The sequence below is a fragment of the Chamaesiphon sp. OTE_8_metabat_110 genome, assembly GCF_031382685.1.
Lineage (GTDB): Bacteria > Cyanobacteriota > Cyanobacteriia > Cyanobacteriales > Chamaesiphonaceae > Chamaesiphon.
The window spans coordinates 1-4,499 of the sequence record NZ_JANMZA010000656.1 but is presented as its reverse complement, the minus strand read 5'-3'; the positions used below and the strand labels follow the sequence as shown (position 1 = coordinate 4,499).

The 4,499-nt window shown below is 49.1% G+C and carries 2 protein-coding genes and 1 pseudogene; 2 read left to right on the top strand and 1 reads right to left on the bottom strand.

What is annotated here, in order from left to right; all coding sequences use genetic code 11:
• Nucleotides 1-221: pseudogene (locus RMO52_RS24905) on the bottom strand (NAD-binding protein); the annotation flags it as partial.
• A 231-nt stretch (nt 222-452) separates the two neighbouring features.
• Between RMO52_RS24905 and RMO52_RS23595 the strand changes: the two are divergent.
• Nucleotides 453-1,019 carry a DVUA0089 family protein gene (locus RMO52_RS23595; RefSeq protein ID WP_310419230.1) on the top strand — a complete coding sequence of 189 codons (567 nt, stop codon included), beginning with the start codon at nt 453-455 and terminating at the stop codon, nt 1,017-1,019.
• A gap of 172 nt (nt 1,020-1,191) precedes the next feature.
• Nucleotides 1,192-4,377: an ExeM/NucH family extracellular endonuclease gene (locus RMO52_RS23590; protein WP_310419227.1), complete on the top strand. Its 3,186-nt coding sequence runs from the start codon at nt 1,192-1,194 to the stop codon at nt 4,375-4,377.
• The last annotated feature ends 122 nt before the right edge of the window (nt 4,378-4,499 follow it).

Sequence of the window (4,499 nt, the reverse complement as noted above, 5' to 3'; positions counted from 1 at the left end):
GGCAGCGCGACAGGCTTGGATTTGGGCTTGCGCCAACACGTTATTTTCACGGCAATCACCAATAATCAGCTCGTCTAATAAATCGACTAAATTTGGAACTTCCCAACTTTGAGGAGCAACTTGTTCGATCGCGACAATCTTCACGCCAAATTGGTGAGAGCCAGCACGCAGTGTTGACCCAAGCTACCTAAACCACACACCAAAAAACGATCTAATTTCATCTAGTTATTGCCATGTCACTTTATCAGCGTAGTTTGACTAGATGGCAAGTGAATGAAAATTCCATCACAAAATCACATCTTCGATCGGGATACTATCCAATGGAACTAGCACCTGTAGCAATCCGATTTGATTTCGGTGCTAACAACACATCGATTTGTCAAAACGGTGCTGATGAGTTGCTACAAGTCCGTTGGCTCGATCGACTATAGAACACGCTCATCTGGATCGCAATGAAAAAATTTACACTTGCAACATTATTAGGAATTACGACAGCAACTATTGGAGTCACGCTGGTTGCGCCTGCTCATGGGGCATCTTTCACCGGATCGTTGGTTAATGCCGATGCGATCGATCTGCTGCCATTTACTTCAACTGGCGCGGAATTAAGATTTCGATCGTTGAGCTACAATGGCGGCACCAACGATGTGGGAACGCTAATTCCACCGGGGGGATTTAGCCCAGTGCTGACAATATTCAATCCGAGCGGTAACTATTTCAACGAATACACTGCTACAGAAGATTTAAACTTTACTGCTACCTTGTCACCCGGAAACTATCAAGCAGCCGTCAGTACATTTGGCAGATTTTTTGACTTTCCAACTAAAACAAATATTTCGCAAGGTTTCGATGGGAGCGGTGAATTCTTTGGTCGAAATCCAAATTATGCTGTAGATATCGTCGCGGTATCGTCAGCTACTGCTGTACCCGAACCTGTTAGCTTCATCGGTACTGCTGTCGCTGGGTTTGCAGTAGTTAAGCTCAAACGTAAATTGTCAGCGGGCAAAAAGTCAACCTAAATATTTAATGTTAATCTAAATTGCCATTGAGCTAAGTGTTATTCCAAGTCTAATTAAGTTCGATCGAATTCAACTCAAACCAGGTAGCGATTCTCGTTCCGAGAGGCTCCGCCAACGACAGCAACTAATGTCTGACTTTTACTCATTTTAAACTTTAGAATTAGAGAAAATTATGGCACTTAATCCAGGTGATATCGCATTTGTGCAATACAATGCTGACAACACTGACAATTTTGCATTTGTGACCCTCGTCACTATCCCTGCTGGCGAAGTCATTCTCTTTACTGATAACGGTTGGCTGAATACCAATGCTTTTCGCACGGGTGAAGGGATTATTACTTGGACTGCGCCTGCTGGCGGCGTTACGGCTGGCACGGTAGTTACGATCGATACTGTTCCTAGTGCGACGGCTGGGTCGGTTGTAGAAACAGCAGATCTCAACTTTTCTGCCGCTGGCGACCAAATTATTGCCTTTCAAGGCAGCCTTGCCAGCCCGACAGCGATTGCGGCTTTAAATAATGATGGTAATTCCGTTTTTCAAAGCAATGCAGCCGATACGAGTACCTCTGCGCTGCCTCAAGGCTTAACAATTGGCACGAGTGCGGTGGCGATCGCCGAAATTGATAATGCTCGCTATACAGGCACTACTACAGGCGATCGAGCAACCTTACAAGCTGCCTTATATAACCCGGCAAACTGGGCTGGCGACGATGCCACAAATCAAACTTTTGCAGGTGCTTTCACGATCGGCGGTGGCAGTACGCCAACGGTATCGATCTCCGCCACCGCCAATGCTGCCGAAGCAGACACAGCTAATGGTAGTTTTCGGATCTCCCGGACTGGCGAGACAACTAATGCGTTAGACGTTAACTACGCTGTGGATGCGGGTACGGGTCAAGCAACCCCTGGAACTGACTATACCGCTCTAGCTGGGATTGTCACGATCGCGGCTGGTAGCTCATTTGTGGATGTAATTGTCGCTCCAGTCGATGATGCGCTCGTCGAAGGTAATGAAACCGTTACCCTCACGCTGTCCCCGTCAGCAAGTTTCACGCCGGGGACGGCGACGGCTAGTGTGACGATCGTCGATAATGACAGTGTTGCGCCCTCGACTACCAAAGTCAGTACGATTCAAGGTACTGGCACTGCGGCAACGGCTGGGGTATTTACGATCGAAGGTATCGTCGTCGGCGACTTCCAAGCCACTGGGCAACTCGGCGGCTTTTACCTTCAGGAAGAGAACAGCGATGCCGATGGCAATCCGCTCACCTCTGAGGGGATTTTTGTCAATTCCCTCACGGCGGTAGATGTCGGCGACAAAGTGCGCGTTACGGGTACCGTTGCCGAAAATGCCACGGCTCCATCCTTCAACCAAGCGACAATTACACCCACCACAGCCGCCGATATTAGCGTCCTGGCGACCGGACAACAGGTGTTAGTGACTCCGACCGTCTTAGACCTGCCAATCGCCACCCTGGGCGATTTAGAACGCTTTGAAGGGATGTTAATTACCGTCCCCGAAACGCTCACCGTTACTGAAGTCTTCAACTTAGGTCGCTTTGGGGAAGTTTCCCTATCTGCCGACGGTCGCTTATTTAACCCAACCAATATTATCGATCCTAATGATGCGATCGCATCAGGCACGAATTCGACAGGAACGAGTAATGTGGCAGCGGTAACTGCTCAACAAGACCTCAACAATCGCCGTCGGATTCTGCTCGATGATGGTAGCAGCCTGTCCAATCTCAGCGATGTCCCCTACATCGACACCACCGACGCGAACCCAGCTAACGACACGCTCCGCATCGGCAGTACGATCGGCGGATTGACTGGCGTACTCGGTTTCGGCTTCAATAGTTATCGGATTCAACCCCCGCAAGCCCCAGTTTTCGACTACGAACCACGTCCAGCGTTGCCCAATGTCGGCGGCGGGATTAAAGTCGGTAGTTTCAACGTCCTCAACTATTTCAACGGCGACGGTTTAGGCGGTGGTTTCCCGACTTCGCGAGGTGCAACTACGGCGATCGAATTTAGCCGCCAACGGGATAAGATTATTTCAGCCATCAAAGATTTGAATGCCGATGTCGTCGGTTTAATCGAGATGGAAAATGATGGCGATGGTACCAATTCGGCTATCGCTAATCTAGTCAACGGCTTGAATGCCTCGATCGGGTCGAATACTTACGACTATATCAAACTGGCAAATACCACTGGTAGCCCCGGTACGGATGAAATTAAGGTCGCCTTCATCTACAAGCCTGGTGCTGTTACACCCGTCGGCAATGCGGTCTATTTCAACGATGCCGCCTTTAACACCGCCCGTCCGCCATTAGCGCAGACTTTTCTGAATAATGCCAATGGTGAAAAATTCACCCCCATTGTCAATCACTTTAAGTCTAAAGGCTCCAGTGCTGGCTTACCCGGCGATACCGACCAAGGCGACGGTCAAGGCTTGTCGAATGCCACCCGCAAAGCCCAATCTACCGCCCTCCTCAACTTCGTCGCTCAAGTGCAAACCGTCTCTGGTGACAGCGATGTGATGGTATTAGGCGATCTCAATGCCTACAACGAAGAAGACCCGATCGATATCCTCCGCGCTGGTGGCTTGACCAAACTTGCCACTACAACCGATTCCTACGTCTTCGACGGTCAGACAGGTTCTCTAGATCATGCCCTGGTTACATCCAGCTTACTCGCTCAAGTAACGGGTGCTGCCAAGTGGAATATCAACTCCTCAGAACCGATCGTTTTAGACTACAACGATGATGTCCTCTCATCAGGTGAAAATCCAGCCGAAGATCGCAATGATACCAGTCTATATGCACCCGATCGATTCCGTTCCTCCGACCACGATCCAGTGTTGGCTGGACTCGATCTCAAACCGACTGGTGGCAATCCGCTAGCAGATAATCTCATCGGTACTAGTGGCAGCGATACTCTCTTTGGTGGTGCTGGTAATGACATCATCAATGGCGGTGCTGGCAATGACTTTATCACTGGTGGTGCGGGAGTAGATTTACTATTTGGCGGTACTGGTGCCGATACTTTTGTCTATTACAGTCCCACCGAAGGCATCGATAAAATCAATGACTTTGAAGTTGGGATCGATCGATTGAGCATTTCCCGCTCTGGCTTTGGGGTTAATAATACCTTTGGTAGCGATGCTTTGGGCATTCTCGATGCCACTCGATTTGGAATCGGAGCTTCTGCCTCCACAGCCAGCCAACGGTTTGTTTACAACAATAATTCTGGTGCGTTATTCTTTGATGCGGATGGTGTTGGCGGTGCGGCGCAAGTCCGAATCGCACAATTCGTCGGCAATCCTGCTTTAACTAATACTAGTTTTACTGTTGTGTAATCCATACAACTCCAGCGGTTAGAAACCGCCGCTCGGAATGCAAAGTCCGCCTACGCGGACTGATTAATACCAATTCTTCAAAGTTGGACTACAGATATAAATCTAGGATCTAACTCCTCCCC

What these genes read in the sequence shown, in the direction of transcription:
- RMO52_RS23590 (WP_310419227.1), top strand. Translation starts at nt 1,192, where the DNA reads ATGGCACTTAATCCAGGTGATATCGCATTTGTGCAATACAATGCTGAC.
- RMO52_RS23595 (WP_310419230.1), top strand. Translation starts at nt 453, where the DNA reads ATGAAAAAATTTACACTTGCAACATTATTAGGAATTACGACAGCAACT.